Source organism: Martelella lutilitoris (genome assembly GCF_016598595.1).
Taxonomy (GTDB): domain Bacteria; phylum Pseudomonadota; class Alphaproteobacteria; order Rhizobiales; family Rhizobiaceae; genus Martelella; species Martelella lutilitoris_A.
The window spans coordinates 399,169-421,560 of sequence record NZ_CP066786.1; the positions used below are offsets into that span (position 1 = coordinate 399,169).

The 22,392-nt window shown below is 64.5% G+C and carries 15 protein-coding genes; 5 read left to right on the forward strand and 10 right to left on the reverse strand.

Annotated features, from left to right (window positions below; genetic code table 11):
• Window positions 1-252: 252 nt before the first annotated feature.
• Both dgcN and dgcA read left to right on the forward strand, forming a co-directional pair.
• Window positions 253-1,254: an N-acetyltransferase DgcN gene (dgcN, locus tag JET14_RS01930; protein ID WP_200336562.1), complete on the forward strand. Its 1,002-nt coding sequence runs from the start codon at window positions 253-255 to the stop codon at window positions 1,252-1,254.
• Window positions 1,251-2,237 (forward strand): N-acetyl-D-Glu racemase DgcA, encoded by a 987-nt coding sequence (dgcA, locus tag JET14_RS01935; RefSeq protein WP_200336563.1) that lies wholly within the window; start codon window positions 1,251-1,253, stop codon window positions 2,235-2,237. The genes dgcN and dgcA overlap by 4 nt, the downstream gene beginning before the upstream one ends.
• Window positions 2,238-2,246: 9 nt before the next feature.
• Here dgcA and JET14_RS01940 read toward each other — a convergent pair whose 3' ends face one another.
• The 4 genes from JET14_RS01940 to JET14_RS01955 all read right to left on the reverse strand — a co-directional run bounded on the left by JET14_RS01940 (window position 2,247) and on the right by JET14_RS01955 (window position 6,964).
• On the reverse strand, window positions 2,247-3,458 hold the full coding sequence (locus JET14_RS01940; protein WP_200336564.1) for a GTP-binding protein: 1,212 nt from the start codon (window positions 3,456-3,458) through the stop codon (window positions 2,247-2,249).
• Window positions 3,459-3,955: 497 nt separating this feature from the next.
• Window positions 3,956-4,624 carry a GntR family transcriptional regulator gene (locus JET14_RS01945; RefSeq protein WP_200336565.1) on the reverse strand — a complete coding sequence of 223 codons (669 nt, stop codon included), beginning with the start codon at window positions 4,622-4,624 and terminating at the stop codon, window positions 3,956-3,958.
• Window positions 4,621-5,778, reverse strand: a complete 1,158-nt coding sequence (gene argE / locus JET14_RS01950) for an acetylornithine deacetylase (protein ID WP_200336566.1) — start codon at window positions 5,776-5,778, stop codon at window positions 4,621-4,623. The genes JET14_RS01945 and argE overlap by 4 nt, the downstream gene beginning before the upstream one ends.
• A gap of 7 nt (window positions 5,779-5,785) precedes the next feature.
• Window positions 5,786-6,964 carry a M24 family metallopeptidase gene (locus tag JET14_RS01955; RefSeq protein ID WP_200336567.1) on the reverse strand — a complete coding sequence of 393 codons (1,179 nt, stop codon included), beginning with the start codon at window positions 6,962-6,964 and terminating at the stop codon, window positions 5,786-5,788.
• Between the two features lie 219 nt (window positions 6,965-7,183).
• Here JET14_RS01955 and JET14_RS01960 point away from each other — a divergent pair, with 219 nt between their 5' ends.
• A complete protein-coding gene (locus tag JET14_RS01960) occupies window positions 7,184-8,554 on the forward strand; it encodes an aspartate aminotransferase family protein (protein WP_432443058.1) in 1,371 nt (456 codons plus the stop codon).
• 216 nt (window positions 8,555-8,770) lie between these two features.
• Here the strand turns inward: JET14_RS01960 and JET14_RS01965 are convergent, their stop codons facing one another.
• The 5 genes from JET14_RS01965 to wecB are packed head-to-tail and all read right to left on the reverse strand — an operon-like array spanning window position 8,771 to window position 18,071.
• Window positions 8,771-9,652: a hypothetical protein gene (locus JET14_RS01965; protein WP_200336569.1), complete on the reverse strand. Its 882-nt coding sequence runs from the start codon at window positions 9,650-9,652 to the stop codon at window positions 8,771-8,773.
• Window positions 9,649-12,441, reverse strand: a complete 2,793-nt coding sequence (locus JET14_RS01970) for an NfrA family protein (RefSeq protein ID WP_200336570.1) — start codon at window positions 12,439-12,441, stop codon at window positions 9,649-9,651. The genes JET14_RS01965 and JET14_RS01970 overlap by 4 nt, the downstream gene beginning before the upstream one ends.
• A complete protein-coding gene (locus JET14_RS01975; RefSeq protein ID WP_200336571.1) occupies window positions 12,438-14,621 on the reverse strand; it encodes a glycosyl transferase family protein in 2,184 nt (727 codons plus the stop codon). Before JET14_RS01975 ends, JET14_RS01970 begins: the two co-directional genes overlap by 4 nt.
• An 18-nt stretch (window positions 14,622-14,639) precedes the next feature.
• A complete protein-coding gene (locus JET14_RS01980) occupies window positions 14,640-16,886 on the reverse strand; it encodes a hypothetical protein (protein WP_200336572.1) in 2,247 nt (748 codons plus the stop codon).
• A gap of 39 nt (window positions 16,887-16,925) precedes the next feature.
• Window positions 16,926-18,071, reverse strand: coding sequence for a non-hydrolyzing UDP-N-acetylglucosamine 2-epimerase (gene wecB / locus JET14_RS01985; protein WP_200336573.1), 1,146 nt, complete (start codon window positions 18,069-18,071; stop codon window positions 16,926-16,928).
• Window positions 18,072-18,442: 371 nt separating this feature from the next.
• On the opposite strand from wecB, the gene JET14_RS01990 reads away from it, so the two are divergent.
• The gene (locus JET14_RS01990; RefSeq protein ID WP_200336574.1) at window positions 18,443-19,261 is read left to right on the forward strand and encodes a phosphatase PAP2 family protein; all 819 of its coding nucleotides are present in this window, start codon (window positions 18,443-18,445) and stop codon (window positions 19,259-19,261) included.
• 262 nt (window positions 19,262-19,523) lie between these two features.
• Window positions 19,524-20,555 carry an aspartate-semialdehyde dehydrogenase gene (locus JET14_RS01995; protein ID WP_200336575.1) on the forward strand — a complete coding sequence of 344 codons (1,032 nt, stop codon included), beginning with the start codon at window positions 19,524-19,526 and terminating at the stop codon, window positions 20,553-20,555.
• Between the two features lie 63 nt (window positions 20,556-20,618).
• Here JET14_RS01995 and JET14_RS02000 read toward each other — a convergent pair whose 3' ends face one another.
• Window positions 20,619-21,647, reverse strand: coding sequence for an Ldh family oxidoreductase (locus JET14_RS02000; RefSeq protein WP_200337958.1), 1,029 nt, complete (start codon window positions 21,645-21,647; stop codon window positions 20,619-20,621).
• Between the last annotated feature and the right edge of the window lie 745 nt (window positions 21,648-22,392).

Sequence of the window (22,392 nt, forward strand, 5' to 3'; positions counted from 1 at the left end):
CCCTGCGACAGGAAAGACAGCGAGGCCCGGCTGACCCATGTCATGCCGGGCTTTATTGTGCAGAAATGACGATTCATCGTCAGAAATTTCGCATGGATTTTCCATCGCGCAACTATAGGCGACGGAAGAGGCTTCTGGCGCAATGATGCGGCGGCTGCTCTTGACCGGCCCGCCTCTCCCGCTATATCGTTGCCGGACTGCGCCTCAGACCGGGCGCGGAACCCCTCATTCAGTCTCGAAGGGCACGGCAACATGATCGAAACACCTTATCTTCTGTTTCTCGGAGATGCTCCGGATGCGCTGGCCGCCAAGGTTGCCCAGGGCATCAAGGACTGGCGGCCGGAATATGCCATCGGCCAGTTTCGTCTCGAGGGGTGCAAGGCCGACATGAAGCTGCCGGACCTCACCATTGAAGAAGCGGTGGAGAAGGGCGTGAAGACGCTGGTCATCGGCGTTGCCAATCGCGGCGGGGTGATCTCGCCGGCCTGGAAGTCCGTGCTGATCGAGGCGCTCGAGGCCGGCCTCGACCTTGCCTCCGGCCTGCACAACCTGCTGCGCAACGAGCCCGACCTTGCCGCAAAGGCCAAGGAACTTGGCCGCACCCTGCATGATGTCCGCATTCCCGCCGTGCAATATCCGATCGCAAACGGCAAGAAGCGCGCCGGCAAGCGCATGCTCGCCGTCGGCACCGATTGCTCCGTCGGCAAGATGTACACCGCGCTCTGCGTTGAAAAGGCGATGCGGGAAAAGGGCCTGAAGGCCACCTTCCGCGCCACCGGCCAGACGGGCATCCTGATCACCGGCGAGGGCGTGCCGCTCGATGCGGTGATCGCCGATTTCATGGCCGGCTCGGTCGAATATCTGACGCCCGATAACGAGCCCGACCACTGGGATCTGATCGAGGGGCAGGGCAGCCTGTTCCACGCGTCCTATTCCGGCGTCACCATGGCGCTCGTCCATGGCGGCCAGCCGGACGCGCTGGTGCTCTGCCACGAGCCCAACCGTCCGCATATGCGCGGCCTGCCCGACTACCAGCTGCCGAGCCTCGAGATGCTACAGGACCTCGCCCTGCAGGTCGCCCGCATCGTCAATCCGGATTGCAAGGTCGTCGGCATCTCCGTCAACACCTCCGCCATGTCGGATGAGGAAGCGCTCGCCTATTGCCGCGAAACGGAAGCGCGCATGGGCCTGCCGACGGTCGATCCCTTCCGCCACGGCGCGAAGCGGCTCGCAGAGGCGCTTGCCGCGCTATGACCGGCATCACCGTCACCGCGCGGGAGGATGTGTTCCCCGTCGCCGGCAGCTTCACCATCTCGCGCGGCTCGCGCACGGAGATTCGCGTCGTTACCGTCACTCTTTCGGACGGCGAACATAGCGGGCGCGGCGAATCCGTGCCCTATGCCCGTTATGGCGAAACGGTCGATGGCGTGATCGCCGATATTCTGGCGCTTGAGGGCGAGATTGCCGGCGGGCTCGACCGGATTGCGCTGCAGCAGCGGATGAAGCCGGGCGCGGCGCGCAACGCGCTCGATTGCGCCTTCTGGGATCTGGAGGCCAAGCGCGCCGGCAAGCCGGTCTGGCAGCTTGCAGGGCTTTCAAAGCCCGAGCCGCTCGTCACCGCCTACACGATCTCGCTCGGAACGCCGGAGACGATGCAGGCGCAGGCGGCCGCGAATGCCCATCGCCCTCTGCTCAAGGTCAAGCTCGGTACGGATGACGATCGCGGCCGCATCGAGGCCGTGCGCGCCGGCGCGCCTGACGCAACGATCATTGTCGATGCCAATGAAGGCTGGACGGTGGAGGCCTATCAGAAGCTTGCGCCCGAACTGGTGCGGCTCGGCGTGGCGCTGGTGGAACAGCCGCTGCCGGCCGGCGATGACGCGGCCCTTGCCGAGATCGACCGTCCGCTGCCGGTCTGCGCCGATGAAAGCTGCCATGCGCGCCCCTCGCTCGAGAGCCTCAAGGGCAAGTATGACGCCATCAACATCAAGATCGACAAGACCGGCGGTCTGACGGAAGCGCTCCTGTTGAAGAAGGAAGCAATGGCGGCCGGCTTTCAGATCATGACCGGCTGCATGCTCGGCACCTCGCTCGCCATGGCGCCGGCCATGCTGGTGGCCGACGGCGCCCCCTTCGTCGATCTCGACGGCCCGCTTCTGCTCGCCAGCGACCGCGACGCGCCGATCCGTTTCGAAGGCTCCGTCATGCACCCGGCCGATCCGGCGCTGTGGGGGTAAGCACCTGCCTCAACCGCGCGTCCAGGAGGGAAACGGATCGATGAGGCCTTCGAAAGCGCGCTCGTTGAAGACCGGACCCGTGTCGATCAGGCAATCGTCAAGCGCCTCCCGGATCGCCGCCTTGTCCATGCCGGCGCCGATGAAGACGATTTCCTGGCGGCGGTCGCCATAGACCTCGTCCCAGCAATCATCAATCATCTGCCGAAGCTCCGGAGCGTTCGGCCAGCGGCTCTTCGGCACGGCCGCCCACCAGCGCCCCAGCGGACCGTTGCGCACGATCGCTCCGGCAAGTGAGAATTCTCCGGCGAAGTCCGGCCGCGTCGCCAGCCAGAAATGACCCTTGGCGCGGATCAGGCCGGGAAAATTCATCCGCGTGAAGGCATCGAATTTCAAAGGGTCGAACGGCGCGCGCGCCCGGTAGACGAAGCTCGAAATGCCGTATTCCTCGGTTTCCGGCACATGGTCGGCAAAGCCGTAGAGTTCCTTGGCCCAGAGCGGATGCTGGCTGGCCTTGTCCTCGCTGAAAAGGCCGGTGTCGAGCAGTTCGTCGAGATCAACGCGGCTGAAATCCGTCTCGATGATCTTCGCGTCGGCGTTCAGCGCCCGCACGATCTTGACCACATTTTCACGTTCCTCGGGCGTGACATCAGAGACCTTGTTGACGACGACGACATCGGCGAATTCGATCTGTTCGACATGGAGATCGACCAGCGTGCGTTCGTCGGCCGTGCCAGCCACTTCGCCGCGATCCTTCAGGAATTCGTGGCCGCCATATTCGCGAAGCAGGTTCACCGCGTCGACCACGGTCACCATCGTGTCGAGCCGGGCGAGATCCGACAGGCTCTCGCCGCGCTCGTCGCGCCATGAAAAGGTCGCGGCCACCGGCAGCGGCTCGGCGATGCCCGTTCCTTCGATCAGGAGGTAGTCGAAGCGCTTCTCCTCCGAGAGCCGCCGCACCTCGGTCAGAAGGTCGTCGCGCAGCGTGCAGCAGATGCAGCCATTGGTCATCTCCACCATGGTTTCCTCCGTGCGCGACAGATCGGCACCGCCTTCGCGCACGAGGTCGGCGTCGATGTTCACCTCGCTCATGTCGTTGACGATCACCGCGACCCGCCGTCCCTCGCGATTGTTGAGAATATGGTTGAGCAGGGTCGTCTTGCCCGCGCCGAGAAAGCCTGAAAGCACGGTAACGGGAAGACGGGTGTCGTTGGTCTGGAGCATGGCGTTATGTCCTGGCGGTGAGAGAAGATCCCAATCGAACAGTCTTCGTTTGGCCTCTAAACGTTATAACGTAACGTTAGTAATCAAAAACCGGGCGGGCGTCAACTCGTGGCGGCAGGACAATCAGAGACAGACCTTACAGGTGCGGTTCGGGGCTCGTTGCGCATCCTTCGGTCGAATCCGAGGCGTTACCGCATAGCCCCCAAAATCATCTCGCCCCGGAGGGGGAGATGTCGCGACAGCGACAGTGAGGGGGGAGTCTATCCACTCGGACGCTCTCACGTTTGGAAATGCCGCATCACCCTCACTGCCCCTGTCGGGGCATCTCTCCCGCAGGCGGGAGAGAGTATTGGGAGCAAGCCGCGAGGCCATATACGGTCGCCCTGCGGTCGAGAGTGGGGATGCTGCAGAATAAGGGCGAGGATTTTTCAGCGAGACATGGCAGGCGATTCCCGCTAAACGCGGACAGGCGGCCGAGGCGTTCGGTCGCGCCTGCCCTAACGCATCCGCTGAAAACTCATCGAGATATGGGCGCGGCGCATGTGACCGACGGCGTCGAGATTGCCGCTCTCGAGCGCGGCGAGAATATCGGCGGTCTCGCGGCAGTAGATCTCGGCCTCTTTTTCCAGATCGATGTCGGATGCTGTGATGGCCTGCAGCCAGATGCGGGCGGTGCGGAAATAAAGCCGCTCGCTTGCTTCCCGCAGCGGGAGATTCTCCGTCAGTTGAAGCAGTTGCAGCAACATGTCGCGGTCGAGCACGGCAAAGTCACGGGGTGACGGATTGCGCCGCAGCGCCTCGGCGCGGGCATGCATCACCCTGAAGGCGTTGATCAGGTCCGGCGTCAGCTCCGCCGGGTCAAGGCTCGTCGCCAGCACGATCAGTTCCATGCGCAGGCGGTAGACCTGGGCCAGCTCATCGAGGTCGACATCGGTGACGATGGTGCCGACGCCATGGACCGACTGCAACAGGCCTTCATCCTCCAGCCGCGCCAGCACGCGGCGCAGCGGCGTGCGCGACATGCCGAATTCTTCCGCCAAAGCCGTCTCGGACAGCTTTTCGCCGGGCGGATAGTCGAGCATGCAGATGCGCTCTCGGATGATATCGTGGATCTGCTCCAGCCGGTCGCGGCCGGTCGGCGCCTCGATGATGTCCTCCTCGCTCATGTCCAGCGCTCCGCCAGCCGGTCGAGCATGGCAAGGCATTGGAAAAGCTGCTCGGCGCTGATGAACTCATCCGGCTTGTGCGCCTGGTCGATCGAGCCCGGTCCGCAGACCACGACATCCATGCCGATCTCCTGAAAGAAGCCGGCTTCCGTGCCGAAGGGCACGACGTCGGCCCGGTTCTCGCCGGTGAGCGCAAAGGCAAGGTCGCGGGCGCTGTTGGCGTTTTTAGGAAAGAGCGCGGCCGCCTCGCCGATTACCTCCGTCTCTATTCCCGCTTCGGGCGTGTGCCGGCGCATTTCGGGCAGAAGCCTGGTGCGGCAGTATTCGGCGATTTCCTGCTTCACATAGCCAAGGTCCTCTGCCACCACCGGTCGCGTTTCCCATTTCAACACCGCGCGCGGGGCAATCACGTTGTGCGACATGCCACCCTCCAGCCCGCCGACATTGAGCGTGGCATAGGGCGGTTCGTAGCGCGAGCCGACGGGCGTCCGCGCGATCAGCCCGTCACGCAGTTCCAGAAGGCGCGCGATGTAGCGGGCGGCATATTCCACGGCGTTGACCCCGGCATCCGGCGCGGAGGAGTGGCCGGAGCGGCCGGTAAAGGTCACGGTATATTCGCAGCACCCCTTGTGGCCCTCGATCACTCGCATCAGCGTCGGCTCGCCGACGATGGCAAGGCCCGGCTGGATGTCGCGGTCTTTCAGGTGCTCGACCAGGTTCTTCGCGCCGATGCAGCCGACCTCCTCGTCATGTGTGAAGGCGAAGTGGATCGGCCTCTTCTCGGCGGCGGTCGCCAGTTCTTCACGGCGGGCAAGGCAACAGGCTATGAAGCCCTTCATGTCCGCCGTGCCGCGTCCGTAAAGCCGGCCGTCGCGCTCGGCGAGTTCAAAGGGGTCGCTCGCCCACATATGTTCGTCGACCGGCACCACATCCGTATGGCCGGAAAGCATCAGCCCGCCGGATTTCTCGGGGCCGAGCGAGGCGAAGAGATTGGCCTTGGTGCCCGTCTCGTCGGTGAAGATCTCCACCCGCGCTCCGACATCTGCCAGCCTGTCGGCGATATAGGCGATCACCGGCAGGTTGCTTTCCGACGAGACCGAGGGGAAGGCGATGAGATCGGCCAGAATGTCGCGGCAGGCGGCAAGTTCGGACATGGGGTCTTCAGCCTTTCACGAACAGCTTGCGTTCGATATTGCAGAGCGCCTCGGCCGGGCCGTCCTCCTTGATCAGGATGGTCTCGGTGATCTCCAGCCCCCAGTCATCCATCCACAGGCCCGGCATGAAATGCAGCGTCATGCCGGGCTTCAGAAGCGTGTCATCGCTGGTGCGGATGGAGACCGTGTGCTCGCCCCAGTCGGGCGGATAGGCAAGGCCGGTGGCATAGCCGCAGCGGTTCGGCCGCTCGATGCCGACCTTCCAGAGTTCCCGTTCCATGGCGGCGGCGATATCGCCGGCGCGGTTTCCGGCCTTGGCCGCCTCGATGCCCGCATTGAGCCCGGCAACGGCGGCATCGGCGGCGGCCTTCATGTGGTCCGGCGGCGCGCCGAAGAAGATCGTGCGCGACAGCGGAGCATGGTAACGGCGATAGCAGCCCGCCTGCTCGATGAAGGTCGCCTCGCCCATGCGGAATTCATCGCTGTTCCAGGTGAGGTGGGGGGCGGAGGCATCGGCGCCGGAGGGCAGAAGCGGCATGATGGCGGGATAGTCGCCCCAGGCGTCATCAACGCCGTCGATTGCCGCCTTCATCAGTTCGCCGACGAAGCGGTTTTTCTTCATGCCCGGCTCGGCGATCTCCATGGCGTGCGACATCACCTTGTCGGAGATCCTCGCCGCCTTGCGCATGAAGGCGATTTCTTCGTCCGACTTGACCACGCGCTGCCAGTCGACAAGGCCGGAAGCGTCAATGATCGTCGCGTCGGGAAGTCCTGCGACGAGCGCCTTGTGACCGGCCGCTGAATAGTAATAGGCGGTCATCTCCACGCCGATGCGGTTTTTGCCATGATCGAGTTCCCGGATCTTGTCGGCAAGGTCGTCCATCGGGTGGCAGTCGGCGGCCTGCACATAGCGGTCGGCATAATAGATGATATGGTCTTCATCGATATAGGAGGTGCGGCGCGCGCCGTTGGCATCCATCAGCCTGCCCCACCAGAACGGCATGCCGGTGGGGGTCACCAGAACGGCCTGGTCGACGTAAAAGGACCAGCCGTCATAGCCGGTCAGCCAGTTCATGCCGGCAGGGGCGGTGACGACCAGCACATCGAGGCCCGCGGCTTCCATGGCCTTGCGGGTCAGCGCCAGGCGGCGGTCATATTCGGATCTGGAAAAAGGCAGCGCTGGCATGGTTCCCTCATATTATTTGTGCACAACAGACGCAGGTGATCGGAAATAAGCGTAAAAAGAAACAAAAATCGACAAATTTAGACCGGATTCCGGGTTGACTTTCATGTCTTGTCGCCGTGTTGTATACAACACGTTTTCCGTGTCCGGTGCAACAGGTTTCAAACGTCAAAAACACCCGGACGATGCAGTTCTTCAAACACCCGCACCGCGAGGATAATGATGCTCACCAACGACCAGCTCGACCGTTTCGACCGCGAGAACTTCTTCCACCCTTCGACCCATCTCGCCCAGCATGCGCGCGGCGAAAGCCCCAGCCGTATCGTCAAGACGGGCAAGGGCGTGTTCATCGAGGACCGCGACGGCAAGAAGCTGCTGGACGCCTTTGGCGGGCTTTACTGCGTCAATGTCGGCTATGGACAGGAGAGCATTATCGAGGCGATCGCCGAGCAGGCGAAGGAGCTTGCCTACTATCACGCCTATGCCGGCCACGGCACGGAAGCGGCGATCAACCTGGCCAAGATGGTGATCGACCGCGCGCCGGAGCACATGTCCAAGGTCTATTTCGGCCTGTCAGGCTCGGATGCCAACGAGACCAACATCAAGCTCGTCTGGTACTACAACAACATCCTCGGCCGTCCGGAAAAGAAGAAGATCATCTCCCGCTGGCGCGGCTATCACGGCTCCGGGCTGATGACCGGCTCGCTGACCGGCCTTCCCGGCTTCCAGAGAAAATTCGACCTGCCGCTGGAACGCGTGTTCCACACCGAAGCGCCCTATTATTACCGCCGCAAGGATCTCGCCATGAGCGAGTCCGATTTCGTGGCCTATTGCGTGGCCGAACTCGAACATCGGATCGAGCGCGAGGGCGCCGATACGATCGCGGCCTTCATCGGCGAGCCGGTGCTGGGCACGGGCGGCCTCGTGCCCCCGCCCGAAGGCTATTGGGAGGCGATTTCCGCCGTTCTGGAAAAGCACGACATCCTGCTGATCGCCGATGAGGTCGTCACCGGCTTCGGCCGTCTCGGCTCGATGTTCGGCTCGGCGCATTTCGGCCTGAAACCCGATCTCATCACCATCGCCAAGGGGCTGACGTCCGCCTATGCGCCGCTGTCCGGATCCATCGTCTCGGAGAAGATGTGGAAGGTTCTGGAACAGGGGACCGACGAGAACGGCCCGATCGGCCATGGCTGGACCTATTCCGCCCACCCGCTCGGGGCTGCCGCCGGCGTTGCCAATCTGAAGCTGATCGACGAATTGGGCCTGGTGAAGAACGCCGGTGAGACCGGCGCCTATTTCCGCGCCGCGATGCAGGATGCGCTCGGCGACCATGCCCATGTCGGCGATGTGCGCGGCGAAGGCATGCTGCTGGCCGTCGAATTCGTCAGGGATCGCGAGAGCCGCACTTTCTTCGACCCGGAGGAAAAGATCGGCTACAAGCTCGCCGCCGCGCTCCTGTCGGAAGGCGTCATCGCCCGCGCCATGCCGGAAGGCGATATTCTGGGCTATGCCCCGCCGCTGTGCCTGACCCATGAAGAGGCCGACCGGATCGTCGCCGCGACGAAGAAGGCGGTGACGGCGGTTCTCGGCTGAGGGCAGTGCGTCGGAGGCGCCGCAGAAGGTGGTATTCCTCTAGCGCATCGGCCCGAAAATCGGAATCGATTTTCGGAAAGCACGATGCGTAGATTCAATAGGTTAGAGCGTCCTTTGTGCGTCCGAATGGACGCACGGCGCTCTAGCGGCAGGAAGCATCGGTCGTTCAGACTGTTGGCAGATGGCCGGCGCCGGGTTTGCAGCGTCTGTTCATGCTCAATCACGCTCGTCGATGCGTTTTACAAGCGCGTCGACGAGCGTGTCGTCGAGGTAATGCGGGCCGTCGAAGAGGTAGAGGTCGTAGCCCTGCATGAGGGTGATCTGGGGCATGAGCTCCTCGGCCGTCGCCGGCCGGAAGCCGCCGTTGGGCAGAGGACGGAAGGCTTCGGTGATGATCCGCAGGCGATCCTTGCCGAGACTGGCGGCGAGCGCGTCGGCATAGTCGCGCGCCGTCTGCGGGGAACGCGCAGTGACGCCGGCGCCGTCCTGGAAGAAGACGCCGACATCTGCCGGCAGCCAGGTCGAAAGCCAGTCGGCAAGGGCCGCGCCGCCCATGTCGCTGTTGTCGTAGACGCTGATCCAGAGCGGGCGCGGCAGAAGGGCAAGCGCCTTCGGCATCACCTCCGCCGCCTTCTTCCATGTCGGATCGACCTCGACCGGAAAGTAATAGCCTTCGATCTCAATCGGCGGTTTCCTGCCTGCAATGGCGGCCGAGGTCTTTGCCAATTGCAGCACATTCTCCCGCGCTTTCTTCTCGTCGAAATCGCCGGCAAGGCCGAGCGTGACATGCCGGGCCCAGGGCTCCCTGGCGATGCGCCGCCAGTCGGGCATCTGCGTGGGCGCCTTCCCGCCGGTGCCGCGGGCAAAACCGATATCGTCGACAAGGATCCACTGGATGAGCAGATGGTCCGCGCCGAGACGCTGCCATTCGCCTTCGGGCTTTGCGGTCGCATCATCGACCTGCCAGACGATGCCGGTGACCGGCCCGTCGACAAGCGCCTCGCGGTGGCCGGGCGACAGGATGAGAAAGCGCCCCAGAAGAAAGGCGCCGCCCAGCAAGAGCACGGCCGGCAGGACCCTGAGCAGGCGGCGGGTCATATCATGAGATTGAGGGAAGCGAACCATCCGCGCGCCCTGTCATCGCCGCCGAGCCTTGCCCGGTACTGGCCGTTGATATCGATATGCGACATCGGCGCTTCGTACTTCGTCTGCCGGAACCAATAGCGCAGATTGATCCCCGGTCCCGCGCCCAGCGCGAATTCCGTCGCATAGGTGTCGTTGTAGTCCGCCGCGATGCCGATATAGGGTGTGACGATGAGGGTCCCGTCGTCGTTGAGCGCGAAGCTGCGGCCAAGGCTCGCATTTGCGAGCGCGAAATCCTCGTCGCTGTCGAAATAGCGTCCGGCCTCGCCATAATACCAGCCCGTCCACCAGGCATCCGAGCCGGGCATCAGGTCGGTGTTGAACCCGTCCGAGATGGCCGCCCGCACCAGCGTGTCGTCGCGGCTGTAGCGCCCGATCTTGAAGTAGCGCGCGGCCTCCAGCGCCAGGTTGAGATTGGTAAACGGCTTGACGCGCACGCCCGCCGCCCCCTGCATGGTCGATAGCCCGACAGCGCCGCCGAGCGAATCGTAAAGCGTGGTGAACTGGCGGACAAAGAGATCGACCGTGCGTCCGTCCCGGTAACCGATGACCGGCGGCCGCCAGAAGACCTCCGAGCCGAGCTGCATGCTGCGCCCGGCAGAAGCCGGCGGCGTGATGTAGCCGTCGGAAATGCCGGTGCTGCCGTAGAAAAGACCGATATTGGCGCCCCAGCGCCGGGAGATATCCGAAACCTCGCGCCGGAGGCCGAAAAGCCCTTCCGGCGACAGGGAGAGCCTGCCGGCATCCACCTCATCGATGGCCCGTTTCAGCCAGGAGACCGCATCCTCATTGTGGTAATCCCGCCTTGCCGCATAGGCCGCATCAATCAGCTGGTTGCCGTCAAGGTCGCCCGCCTGATAGGCCTCGCTGAAGGCGTCATAGGCGAGCGCGCGGTCGCCGAGGCGGGCAGCGAGATAAGCCGTTTCCGTCGGGCCGATCGACGCGAGGACGCCGTCCTCGGCGGCAGCGCGCAGGCCCGCGCGGGCGCGTCGGTTTTCGCCTTCGGCCAACAACAGGTCGAGCCCGGCAATGGCGACATCCGCCTGCTGCCTCTCGCCCTTTGCCAGCATCTCCGCCTGCTCAAGCGCGGTCGCGGCGGCGGTGAAGGTCTCCATCGCGGTCAGCGCCTTTGCCCGCGCCAGCCAGACGGCGGCATCCGGGCTGTCGCCGAGGGGCATGAGCGCCTCGTAGGCGGTTTCGGGCGCATCCGTCGCCATGGCCGCCGCGGCGAGGCTAAGCCGGAGACCGGTCTCGTCCGCGGTTTCGCCCGGCAAGGCAAGCGCCTGTTGAAAATCGGCGAGCGCGCCGGTCTGGTCGCCAAGCGCCTGCCGGATGACGCCGCGCTGGCTGAGAAGGGTGCGGTCGGGACCGAAGCGGGCGATCGCCGCATCGACGACGCGCAGCGCGTCCTCCCGATCACCGTTGCGATTGAGCACATCGACCAGCAGCACCTGGTAGGAGCGGTTGTCGGGCGCGTGGCGGGCCGCCTGCCATGCGGGCTCAAGTGCTGCTTGCGGATCGTCGCGCCTGAGTGCCGCATAGGCCATTTCGGCGGCTCTTGCTGCCGGCGAGGCGGCGGCCGTTCTCGCCTTCATCTCCGCCAGGGCCTTTCCGGCATTGTCGAGAAGCGCGCGATAGTCATCATTGTCGGGCGCAAGCCGGACGGCCTCTCCGGCATTGATGACGGCCTTGCGGAATTCGCCGGCTTCATAGGCGCGGTAGGCGGCATCCGCAGCCTTGTATGCGGGGTCCTCGGTGGAGGGGAGGGTTGTTTCTGGGGGCTCTTCCGCCGCTGCCGCAACAGGGCTTTCCGCCGCCTGCGCCGTCTGTCCGTCCCGCTCCTGCCTGATGCCGGCAGCGCGCTCGGAAAGGCGGCGGATGGCCTCGGCGTCGAGGCCCGGTTCGGCGGCCGGTTCCGGCGGCGTGGGTTCGACCTCCGCCGCTTCTTTGGCGGCAGCTGCCTGTCTTGCCCTGTCCTCGGCAAGGGCGGTTCTCGCATTGTCGAGCAGTGTTCGGTAATCATCGATTTGGGGCGCCAGCCTGACGGCTTCCTCGGCGGCGGCAACGGCCTGGGCATACTGGCCGCGTTCAAAAGCGCGGTAAGCCGTGTCGGCGGCCTTGTAGGCGGGGTCGTCGGTGGAAAGGGGCGCGTCCTGGGCATCTTCCGCCGCGATCTCACCTTCTTCTTCGTCCCCTTCCTCTTGCGTGCGGCCTTCGCGGATGGCGGCGGCCCGTTCGGCGAGGAGGCGAATGGCATCGTCGTCAAGCTCGGGATCAATTGTCGCCTCGGAGGCTGCCGCCGCGTCGGCAGCCTGATAGGCCTCGATGGCAGGACCCGGCGTCGCAGCAACGGGTTCCTCTTCGATCGCCTCGGCCTCGGCGGCGAGCTGACGACGGGTCTCGGCATCGACATCCGGGTCGGCGGCGGCGAAAAGCGCGGTCTCCCGCGCTTCGCCGTCACGGCCTGCGGCGAGGAGCGCCTCCACCAGCGCCAGCCTCAGCTCGCCGGCATCCGGCCTCTGCCGGACCGCTTCCCGGAGGTCCGCGATCGCCCGTTCGGCATTGCCATCCGCAAGCGCCTGCCTGGCGTTTTGGTAAAGCAGAAGCGGCGGGCCGGCAAGCGGCAGATATTCGATCCTGACGGTGGCAGCGCCTGCTGTCGTCTCCTGCGCCGCGACGGACGCGACGGACTGCACGACCATGACTGCGGCAATCAGTAGGGGCAAGGGACGGAAAGCCTTCATGACCGGGCCTCCTCTTCGCTCTCGGCCGCGTCCGGCCTGGCGTCCTGTCTTTCCCGGGCCCGGGCTATGCGGGCGCGCTGCTCCTCGAGCGCGTTTTCGATCGCCTCCCTGAAGACGACGTCCCGGTCGACGAGATAGGAGCCGATCAGCCCATCACGCTCGGGCTGGTAGTCGACAAGCGCCTTCTGCAGCGCCTCGTTGGAGACCGCGCCGTTTTCCACCAGGATTTCGCCAAGCAGGGGAATATTGGCCTCGATACGTTCTTCTCTTGAGGGTTCCCTGTCGCGGCCTTTCGATGCGAGCAGGCGCAGGCCCCCGGCAAGCACCCGGTCGCGCACCACGAAGCAGCGCGGCTCATAGCCGAGTCGTCTGGCGATCGCAGCCAGTGCGTCCTCGGCAAGCGGGAAGGATGTGGCGAGCGCCAGCCTGTCGCTCTCCTCGTCGACCACCGGCAGAACCCGGTAGGCAAACAGGAAGTCGGGCCGGAACCGGTCGCGCGCGGCAATCAGCTCCTCTTCCGTCACGGTGATCAGGTCGAGGCCGGACTGGAAGGCGACGGCCTCGGCCAGCACGTCTTCCTCCAGCCAGCCTTCGTCCAGCAGAATGCGGCCCAACGGCACGCGCCTGGCTTTTTGCGCCACAAGCGATGTTTCCAGCTGGGCGGCGTTGATGGCGTGCCAGGAGACCAGCAGGTCCCCCAGTTTCGTCTTGCGGTCCACCAGCCCGTCGCCGGTCGGAAAGTCGTGCATGGTCTTGTCCCAGACCAGGCGTTTTCCGGTGAAAAGGTGATTGAGATATTGGTTCCACGCCCGCGCCATCGCCATGAAGTTCACGAAATTGCCGACGATGATGCGCGGGATGGACAGGAGGCCGTGTTCCCAGCCGAATGTGCGCGCGGTGAAATAGAAGCGCTGCGAGATGCGCAGGAAAAGGGCCACGGCGTTCAGGATCAGGACGACGCCGACCCAGCCTTCGACGGCAAGAAGCGGCGGATAGCCGCCCGGGAGAAGCCCGAGGGTGAAGCCAAGCTGGAACAGGATATATTGAAGCGCGAGAACATAGGCGAAAACGGTCACGAAGGTGGTGACCATGCCCTTGCGGTCGCGCAGCATGAAATAGCGGTCGATCAGCGAACCCTGCCAGCCGAAATAGGCCCAGCCCTGAAAGCAGATGCCGAGCGACCAGCGCGCCTTCTGGCGGTATGAGGTGCGGAAGGTGTTGGGAAAATATTCCTGAACGCACAGCGCCATCCGCACGGTCATGTCCTTTTCGGGACCGAAGCCGAACCAGGTCTTGCGCTTGACCTGATAGTCGACCGGAAAGCGGGCGAGGATCGAGCGCATGCCGTGTTCGGCAAGCCGCATGCCGATATCGTAGTCCTCGGTCAGCGTCTGGGTGTTGAAGGTCTGGTTGCTGTCTTCGGCGGCAAGCGTCAGCAGGGCCTTGCGCGAAAAGCAGGTGCCGACGCCGGCCGATGGCACCATGCCGGAAAGCGCCTCGCGCACGACGATATCCTTGCCGTGCCATTCGGCGAATTCATCCATGTAGACGCCGGCGACGAGATCGGCCCAGTGGCGCTCCAGCGAGTTGACCGGGATCTGGATGAGGTCGATGCGCGGCAGGAGATAGTTGAAGAAGCGAAGCTCGAGCGGGTGCAGCACATCCTCGCTGTCATGCAGGATGACGCCGGCAAACGAGATGTTGTGCCGCTCCTCATGGGCAAAAATCGCCTGCACCACCCAGTTCAGGCAGTCGGCCTTGCAGGTCGGCCCGTCATGCGGCACCTCCACGCGCACGAGCTGGCGATAGCGCCGCCGCATGCGCTCGACCTCGTTGATGGTCGCCGCGTCATTGCGATAGGTGCCGACGAAGACCGTGTAATGGCGGTAGTCGAGCGTGCCGACCATGCCCTCGATCATCGCCGCGATCACGTCGCTTTCAAGCCAGGCCGGCACCATGATGGCGATATGCTGTTCCGGCCGGCCCATAAGCTGGTCCGGCGTCAGCGGCTTGTAGCGGCGCTCGACGGTGAGGCGCCGCTTGATCGCGCGCAGGTAGAAGACGGCGTCGATGAACAGGTCGTCGACGCAGGAGACGAGGATGATGACGGCGACGGCCGCCGTCAGATATTCCAGCACCCGGTAGTAGTCGGCGATCAGGTAGGGCCAGTAGAGCTCCATGCTTCCTCCCCGGCCCGCTCAGCTCTTGTCGTCTCGCCTGCGCCGCTTGGCGATGCGGGCGAGCAGCATGAGCAGGACGAAGCCGCCGAGGATCAGCGCCGTCATCAGGACCGGCACCTGGCGGAACCAGAAATCGGTATCGGTAAGCAAGCGCCAGGAGAAGCTGAACGGCTTCTTGGTCAGGCGATCGGGCTCGGTATTGCTCGGCAGCGGCCGGCCGCTGGTCCGGACCTCGGCCAGAACGCCGTCGGCCCCGATAACGGCGACATCGCCATGTCTGAGCCGCAGCGGCTTTTCGATCAGCGGCCCGACGCCGTCCGCCGAATAGGTAAGGCCCGGCTCGCCTCCGCCGGTTTCCGCCTGCAACAGGGCGATGTTGGACAGGCCGGTAGCGTCGAACAGCGTCGTGCCCTTCGCGGTCGTGATCTGGACGGTATTGCCGTCGACGCTCGCGCGCTTGCGCACGCCCTCCACCGCCACGTCGAAGAAGAGGAAAGGCTTGTCCGGCTCCGGATAGGTGGCCCGGTCGGCTACGCTGAAGTCGGCGCGCTCGGGCGCGATGCCGCTGGCATCGGCCAGCGCGATGACATTCGGCAGGGTCGTCAGCGCGTCTTCGAGCCAGCTCTTGTTGACGACGACGAGGCTGTCGCCGGCAAGCCTGGCGGAGACGCTCGAGAAGTCGACCGCTTCCGGGGCGGGCGCGAGTTCGACATAGCTGTCTGGCGAGATCGAAACGGGGTAGCCCTGCGGCAGTTCCTGGCAATCGCCGGGCGCCGGCTGGCGCTGGACCCGCACAACGATCGTATTGCTCGGCAGCAGTGTATAGGCGGGAACGGGAACCGAAATCGCCTCCGGCGTGCCATCGGCCTCCAGCTGCTTGGCGCCCAGAAGCATGTCGTTGAGGAAGACCGATGCCACCGGTCGAGTCGCGGTGGCGCCGGGTGCGGCGGAAACGAAGACGTGGATCTCCGACGGCACCATGCCAGGCGGAATGTCGCCGCCGAGATCGGCTGTCGTCGACCATTCGCCGAGGCCGACGACGCTGAAATTGCTGTCGGAATCCCCCGGCGGAAGCAGCGCCATCGCGTCTCCGTCGGCCATCGGCAACCGCGCCGCGCGTATAACCATGTCGCCGCTGGTCGCCGTGCGTCGCCACCAGGTGCTGAACAGGCCGGCGGCTTCCCTGGCTCCGTCCGGCTGAACCGCCATCACCGGCTCGCCGCCGACGAGACGCACGCTGTAGGAACCCGCCTCGACGGGAAGCGACAATGTCTCGCGCGCCGCGACAAGCGCCTTGAATGCTTCTTCCGCATCCGGGTCGGCAGATGCGAGTTCTGCGCCGATCGCCTTCAGCGCGGTGTCGATTTCCTCGGAAAGGCCTGCCCCGGCAATGGCGATATCGGCCTGCATGTCGGTCGCGCCAAGAACGAGAAGCGCGCCGATCTGCGCCGGGTCGTCGATCTCGACCACACCGCCGTTCGAGAACGCGGCAAAGCCAGGGACGCTGGCGAGCGCCGCCGGCACGGTGATGGCGGAAGCGTCGACCGTATCGCCGCGCGCGGGAAGCGCCTTCAGTTGCAGGGCCTTGCCCGCTCTTTCCAGCGCCACGCCAAGCCGCCAGGCCGCGTCGTAACTCTCGCTGTCAAGTGCGTTGCCGGCGACCAGCAGCGTCACGGTCTGCTTGAATGCGGAAAACGCGCTGGAGACGGTCTTGAGGTCGGCGGCGTTGTAGCTGTATTCGAGATAGGTATCGGGGTGAATGAGGAGCCGGTTGCTGTCCGGCCCGGTGCCGTAGCAGTAGAACTGCCCGACCAGGGGTTGCCAGGCGATGCCAAGGCGCACGAAGCCGTCCTCGCGCGCCGATCCGTCAACGCCGATGTCGAATTGGGTCTTTCCCCTTTCGCCCTCCGGCGAACGGGCGGCAACGGCATAGCCGTCGAGCGAGAGGATATAGGTCGTCTTGCCGCCGTCGCCCCGCAGATAGGTGCCGTCGAAGAAGAGGTTCGGTTCGATCAGCGGCACGCCGGCCGGAACCGGGATGAAGATTTCGCGGTTGACCCGGTTCGCCGAGAACGAGAGCGGTTCGGTGATGCCGAGGTCGCTCAGTGTGACTGTCCGGGTGACGATGTCGCTTTCGCCGAGCGCGCGGAGCGCATCGGCCACCTCGCCGGCCTCGGTCGTTCCCTGGCTTGACAACAGGAAGAGGCTCCCGACAGCGACGGACAATGTGGCTTTGCGGCCAGCACTGTTTCTGCGAGTTGTCATATCGTCAGCTCCCTTCGGCGCTTTCGGCATTTCGCTTCGTCATTGCGCCGCCTTCGTGTCGAAAGGAGAAACCGGCCGTCCCGCCAGCGCATCGGCGATGCGTCTGGCGGCCTTGCCGTCTCCGTACGGGTTGATGACGCGGGAAAAGCCTTGATAATGCGCCGCGTCGTCCAGAAGCCTTTCGGTTTCCGTGACGATCCGCTCCGCCTCCGTCCCCACCAGGATGACGGCGCCGGCGGCCACGGCCTCCGGCCGCTCGGTGACGTCGCGCATCACCAGAACCGGCTTGCCGAGCGAGGGCGCCTCCTCCTGCACGCCGCCGGAATCCGTGAGGATGATATCGGACCGCGTCATCAGATAAACGAAGTCGAGATAGGCCAGCGGGTCGATGAGATGGACATTGTCAAGCGTGCCGAGCAGTTCGCGCACCGGCCCCGAGACATTCGGGTTGAGGTGGACCGGATAGACGATGTCGACGTCGTCGCGCTCGGCAAGCCGTGCCAGCGCCTTGCAGATATTGACGAAACCGCCGCCGAAGCTTTCGCGCCGGTGCCCCGTGACCAGAACCAGCCGACGACCGGGATTGAGGAAGGTGAATCGCGCCTCGAGCCTGTGTCGAAGGCTTGCGTCCTCACCGATGCGCCCGGCCGTCTCCTTCAGCGCGTCGATAACCGTGTTGCCGGTGACGATGATGCGGCCGCCGAGATGCTCGCGTTCGAGGTTTTCGGCGCTCGAAGCCGTTGGCGCGAAGGAGAGCGAGGACACAACGTCGATCACCCGGCGATTCATTTCCTCCGGCCAGGGCCTTGAAAGGTCATAGGTCCTGAGCCCCGCCTCCACATGTCCGATCTTTATGCCGCGGTGGAAAGCTGCAAGGCTCGCCGCCATCGCCGATGTGGTATCGCCGTGAACCAGCACGCAATCGGGCCGCACCTCTTCCAGAACCGCGTCAAGCCCGGCGATGACACGGCAGGAAAGGCTGTTCAGCGTCTGGTTCGGGGCCATGACGGCAAGGTCGTAATCGGGCGTAATGTCGAACAGATCGAGCACCTGGTCCAGCATCGCGCGGTGCTGGCCGGTGACGCAGGTCACGCCGGTGACAGCGCTGTCGCGCGCGATCGCGTTGACGACCGGGGCCATCTTGATCGCTTCCGGTCTGGTGCCGAATACGCAGAGAACTTTCACAACACGAATTCCTTAGATGCCCGGCCCGCCGCGATCTCCGTGTCCTGCATCCGGTTCGGATGGGGACCCCGGCCGGCGATGCCCCCGGGACTGCCGGCCGAACCGGCGCAGCGGCGCAATACTGATATTCTTCGATATGATTTTTAGGAGGTCATGGTTAATTATCGGTTACGCAGCCGCCGGCGCTGAATGCAACCGCCCTGTTCGCGCTGTTGCGGGCGCGAAACGGGTTCGCGGTCCGGCATCCCGCGCCTTTCGGCGGAAACGGCCTGCGAGACCCCTGTCGGCGTTGAGTTCGCCTCGTTTTTCGGTTACGGTTTTCGCTGCATGGCGGTGAGCGCAGGCTCGGGCGGGGGAGATGCGGGGATAGAATGACAGTGCCTTATCGCTGGTTCAGCCAGCGGCGGAAAGTGAAAGACCGGAGTTGGCCGTGCAATCACTGGCGCGGTTTCCTCGTCGGGACGTTGGGCATGGTTCTCGTCGCCTTCGCGATCCTCGACTATCCGGTCGGCGTCATGAGCAAGCAGCTTGACCCGCTCCTGCACCAGTACGGCAGTCTGCTCACCGATTTCGGCAAGTCGGACTGGATCCTGATCGTCAGTTTCCTCGCCATCGTCGTCGGTCTCGGCGCTGCCGGCACAGGCGACCGGCGCACGCGGGCCAAGGGCGTCTTCCTCGCCCAGGCCTCCAGCTTCGTCTTCGCGGCCATCGCCTTTTCCGGCATCGCCGTCGCTCTCATCAAGAACATGATCGGCCGCGCGCGCCCCAACATGCTCTATCACGAGATCGGCCCGTTCGCCTTCAGTCCGATGCAGTTCGATGCTGATTTCGCCAGCTTCCCCTCGGGCCATTCGACCACGATCGCCGCGATCTTCACCTGTGCCGCCTTTTTCATGCCGCGCCACCGCGTGATGTTCTTCAGCCTCGCCGTCATATTCGCCATGTGCCGCACGATTGTCGGCGCGCACTATCCGAGCGACGTCATCGCCGGGCTTGCCTTCGGCGCGTGGTGCACCTATCTCGTCGCGATCTTTTTCTCGCGTTATCGCCTGGTGTTCAGGATCGATGACGGCGGCTGGCCGGTTCCGCGCAACAGCATCAGGGCGCTGAAACCGGCGTTCATGCAACACCGCCATCCACCCGCTTCCGGGCAAACAGACCTTGACTTGCGGGCGCAAAAGGGCCATTAGCCTTCGCGGTTAAAGGACACGCATGCATGCTGCAGTCGATACGTCAAAGATCGGGCGATGTCACCCTGGCGCTGAGCGCCGGCGGCGTTCATGCATCCGCAATTCTCACCAAAACGGCCAAGAAAACGACGACGAAAACCGTCTGACGTCTCTGGCCCTGCCGCTCTCTCCCCGGCCCGGCCGGGGACGGGAAGGCGCCGTCAAGGCCGCTCTTCCGCTCCCGCCCACCAGGAGGAGAGAAACGAAAGAGAGCTAAATCATCATGGGTTTCAAGATTGCAGTCGCCGGCGCCACCGGCAATGTCGGGCGCGAAATGCTGTCCATCCTCGCAGAGCGCGGTTTCCCGGCCGATGAGGTCGTCGCGCTCGCTTCCAGCCGTTCCGTCGGCAAGGAAGTCTCCTTCGGCGACAAGACGCTGAAGGTAAAGAACCTGGAAAATTACGATTTCTCCGACACCGATATCTGCCTGATGTCGGCGGGCGGGTCGATCTCGCAGAAGTGGTCGCCGAAGATCGGCGCCCAGGGCTGCGTCGTGATCGACAATTCGTCCGCCTGGCGTTACGACGCCGACGTGCCGCTGATCGTGCCGGAGGTCAATCCCGATGCCATCGAGGGCTATACCAAGCGCAACATCATCGCCAATCCGAACTGCTCGACCGCCCAGCTCGTTGTCGCGCTGAAGCCGCTGCATGACGCGGCGACCATCAAGCGCGTGGTGGTCTCCACCTACCAGTCGGTTTCCGGCGCCGGCAAGGACGGCATGGACGAGCTGTTCAACCAGACCCGCGCCGTCTTCGTAGCCGATCCGATCGAGAACAGGAAGTTCACCAAGCGCATCGCCTTCAACGTCATTCCCCATATCGACGTCTTCATGGAGGACGGCTACACCAAGGAGGAATGGAAGGTTCTGGCCGAAACCAAGAAGATGCTGGACCCGAAGATCAAGGTTACCTGCACCGCCGTGCGCGTGCCGGTCTTCATCGGTCATGGCGAAGCGGTGAACCTGGAATTCGAAAAGGAAATCACGGCCGAGGAAGCCCGCGAGATCCTGCGCGAAGCCCCCGGCTGCCTTGTCGTCGACAAGCATGAGGATGGCGGATACGTCACCCCGGTCGAATGCGCCGGCGAGGACGTCACCTATATTTCCCGTATCCGCGAGGATGCGACTGTCGAAAACGGCCTGGCCATGTGGGTGGTCTCCGACAATCTGCGCAAGGGCGCGGCGCTGAATGCCGTCCAGATCGCAGAGCTTCTGGTCGAGCGCAACCTGGTCAAGCCGCGCGCGACCGCCTGATCGATCCAGAAATTCCGAAAATAGCGAAACGGCGTCGGGAAACCGGCGCCGTTTTTTGTCGCCCTATCGTCGCAGCCGTTCGCGCAGCGCCTCGATATCCTCCAGCACGGCGCGGCGCACGGGCATGGGTCTGTCCGCGTTGCGGCGGCGGGCGGCATAACGCCTGGCCGATGGCAGGCGGGCGCCCGCGCCGGTTATCGAATCGAAAAGCCCTTCCGCCTGTGCGCTACTCTCGGCAACCGCGCCGCCGAGGAAGGAAGCCGGGTCGAAGGCCAGGATCAGCTCGCCATGCATGGGAACCACGCCCGCGCCTTCATCATGGGCAAGGGACTGCGCGCTTGTCATGTCGCCGATCAGCGGGCCGGCGAGAAGCTCGATCATGGCCGAAAGCGCAGAGCCCTTGTGTCCCCCAAATGTCAGCATGGCGCCGTTTATGGCTTCGAGCGGATCGGTGGTCGGCCTGCCGTCCGCATCGACGGCCACGCCTTCGGGCAGCGGCGTTCCGGACCGGCGGTGCAGTTCAAGATCGCCGCGGGCAATGGCCGAGGTGGCAAAATCGAAGACGAAGGGATGCTTGCCGGGCCGCGGCCAGCCGAAGGCGATGGGGTTGGTGCCGAAGGCCGGGCGCGCGCCGCCGGCAGGCGCCACCCAGGCATGGCTGACCGTCATGGCAAGCGCCACCAGCCCCTTGTCCGTGATCGCTTCAATCTCCGGCCAGAGGGCGGAGAAATGATAGCAGTTGTTGATCGCCAATGCCGCAAGACCCGCCGTCTTCGCCTTTTCGACAAGACGCGGCAGACCCGCCTCGAAGGCCGTCAGCGAGACGCCGCGACGCGCATCGACGCGCACGATCGCCGGCGCCCGGTCGTCAACCACCGGCGTCGCCTTCGGGTCGACCTTGCCCTTCTCGGCGAGGTCCGCGCAGGAAAGCAGGCGGTAGAGCCCGTGGGAATGGCACTCGTCGCCCTGCGCGCGCACCGTTGACGCGGTGATGGCGCGCGCATGGTCGGGGTCATAGCCCGCAAGGCGCATCACCTCCTCGCCCAGTCTTGTTGCCGCCTCGCGCGTGATCGTGGTTTCGTCGCCGGACATCATGCTCCTTTCGCCGGTTTGGGTTGCGGATGCCGGCGTGCCTGACGGCCTGATCGAACGGATCTCGCCCAGCGGGTGGATTCTCGGCAGACTGCCGAGCACGACAAGCTTAGGCAGACGGCGGGCGCGCCGCAAGGCGAAACACCTGCGGGCCGCCCGGAAGGGAAAGGCCGCGCGGGGCCGAATCCGGCGTCCGCAGAGAAAATGTTTGACCATCAGGTAAAAGTTTTATAAACTTATGATTGCAACCTCGGCGAAGGCGGGTGACCTGGTATTCATCCGGCTCCGGAAAGCCGGGAGCGCGGCAGAAGCCGTTATGGACATGCTGCCCGCGCCTGCGAGGCGACTGGAAGTGCGAGGAAATGCCCGGTTTCCCTGCGACCTCGCCTTCCGAAGGCAGGCTTGAGATGAGCAATCCTCGTATCGTTGCCGATCGTGGTTCGGCCTACAAAGTCCTTTGTGATCTTTCCCTCGTTTTTCCCGCAAGTTGTGGCAACGCCGTGTTTTCCTGCACGCGTTCAACCAGAAGACCGAATGCCGATTTTCCCTAGCGCACCGTGATGCGCGCGGGCGGCCGCCGCGGGGCTTTGAGACCCTCGTCGGCGACGGCCAAGCGAAACCCCTGGCACCGGCCCGGACGGTCACCTGCAGCGCAGCCCGTCGTCGCGCCTGCCGACCATTCCGCATAACTGCGAAACGGTGGATTGAAAATCCGGCAGCGCCTTGAAAGGCGCTTTCGGGGGCG

Coding starts and splice junctions, on each gene's coding strand:
- dgcN (WP_200336562.1), top strand. CDS start 253: ATGATCGAAACACCTTATCTTCTGTTTCTCGGAGATGCTCCGGATGCG.
- dgcA (WP_200336563.1), top strand. CDS start 1,251: ATGACCGGCATCACCGTCACCGCGCGGGAGGATGTGTTCCCCGTCGCC.
- JET14_RS01940 (WP_200336564.1), bottom strand. CDS start 3,458: ATGCTCCAGACCAACGACACCCGTCTTCCCGTTACCGTGCTTTCAGGC.
- JET14_RS01945 (WP_200336565.1), bottom strand. CDS start 4,624: ATGAGCGAGGAGGACATCATCGAGGCGCCGACCGGCCGCGACCGGCTG.
- argE (WP_200336566.1), bottom strand. CDS start 5,778: ATGTCCGAACTTGCCGCCTGCCGCGACATTCTGGCCGATCTCATCGCC.
- JET14_RS01955 (WP_200336567.1), bottom strand. CDS start 6,964: ATGCCAGCGCTGCCTTTTTCCAGATCCGAATATGACCGCCGCCTGGCG.
- JET14_RS01960 (WP_432443058.1), top strand. CDS start 7,184: ATGCTCACCAACGACCAGCTCGACCGTTTCGACCGCGAGAACTTCTTC.
- JET14_RS01965 (WP_200336569.1), bottom strand. CDS start 9,652: ATGACCCGCCGCCTGCTCAGGGTCCTGCCGGCCGTGCTCTTGCTGGGC.
- JET14_RS01970 (WP_200336570.1), bottom strand. CDS start 12,441: ATGAAGGCTTTCCGTCCCTTGCCCCTACTGATTGCCGCAGTCATGGTC.
- JET14_RS01975 (WP_200336571.1), bottom strand. CDS start 14,621: ATGGAGCTCTACTGGCCCTACCTGATCGCCGACTACTACCGGGTGCTG.
- JET14_RS01980 (WP_200336572.1), bottom strand. CDS start 16,886: ATGACAACTCGCAGAAACAGTGCTGGCCGCAAAGCCACATTGTCCGTC.
- JET14_RS01990 (WP_200336574.1), top strand. CDS start 18,443: ATGACAGTGCCTTATCGCTGGTTCAGCCAGCGGCGGAAAGTGAAAGAC.
- JET14_RS01995 (WP_200336575.1), top strand. CDS start 19,524: ATGGGTTTCAAGATTGCAGTCGCCGGCGCCACCGGCAATGTCGGGCGC.
- JET14_RS02000 (WP_200337958.1), bottom strand. CDS start 21,647: ATGTCCGGCGACGAAACCACGATCACGCGCGAGGCGGCAACAAGACTG.